This window comes from Streptomyces sp. NPDC054932, assembly GCF_053610205.1.
In genome coordinates this window covers 1-1081 of sequence record NZ_JBSGXU010000399.1, presented here as the reverse complement: position 1 = coordinate 1081, position 1081 = coordinate 1, and the positions used below count along the sequence as shown (strand labels likewise).

Sequence of the window (1081 nt, the reverse complement as noted above, 5' to 3'; positions counted from 1 at the left end):
TGTATTGACCCGCAGCGTTGTTCACGCGGCTGATGGGTGGCTTGCCTGCGAGTGCGGTGTGGCAGCGGTGGTGGTTGTAGGTGTGGAGGAAGTCTGCCAGCGCTGCTGTCCGCTCGGTGTTCGAGGTGTAGGGCCGCAGGTAGGCCCACTCGTCAAGGAGGGTGCGGTTGAAGCGTTCGACCTTGCCGTTGGTCTGGGGCCGGTAGGGCCGGATGCGTTTGTGGCTGATGCCGGCCGCGGCCAGCGCCTGGGTGAACAGCTTGGATTTGTAGCAGGAGCCGTTGTCGGTCAGGACTCGCTCGACGGTGATGCCATGAGCCTGGAAGAACGTGTTGGCCCGCTGCCAGAAGCCGATCGCGGTGTGCTGGCGTTCGTCGGCCAGGACCTCGCTGTAGGCCAGGCGGGAGTGGTCGTCGACGGCGGAGTGGACGTAGGAGTAGCCGATCACCGGTGTGGAGCTCTTGCGCTCGGTGGTGGTGGCCTGCCGGTTTCGGTCACCTGCCGTGCGGCCCACCGTGCGCCAGCCGCCGCCGTCGGGGATGTTGCCGAGCTTCTTGATGTCGACATGGACCAGCTCGCCGGGCCGGGCACGCTCATAACGCCTGATCGGCTCTCCGGTGGGCCGGTCCAGCCAGGCCAGGCGATTCAGGCTGTGCCGGACCAGGATCCGGTGGACGGTCGAGGCGGGCAGGCCGAGGACCGGGCCGATCCGGGCGGGGCCGAGCTTGCGGCTCCGGCGCAGGTCACAGACCCGGGCCTCGACCGTGGAGGGCGTCCGGTGGGGCGTCGTGCGCGGGCGGCTGGAACGGTCGTGAAGCCCGGCGTCGCCTTCCGTCCGCCAGCGGCGGACCCATTTGTGAGCGGTGGCACGCGATATGCCCATCTCGGCCGCGACATGCGCGACGGGGCGGCCCGAGCGGACACGTTCGACCAGCAGGCGCCTACCGAAGACGGTCAGCCGGGCATTACGGTGGGACACGAAGGCCTCCGTGCGGTGAGTTCCTAGACAGCTCCCACCACACCGGAGGTCTTCGCCATGTTCAAGACCCGCCGAGTGTCAACAACGCTCGTGATCAATACA

Annotated in this window: 1 protein-coding gene; it reads right to left on the bottom strand. The window is 68.0% G+C overall.

Features of this window, described 5'->3' with window-relative positions; translation table 11 throughout:
- On the bottom strand, positions 1-979 hold a 979-nt coding region (locus ACWGE1_RS41100), incomplete at its 3' end, for an IS481 family transposase (RefSeq protein WP_453425577.1).
- Positions 980-1081: the final 102 nt, after the last annotated feature.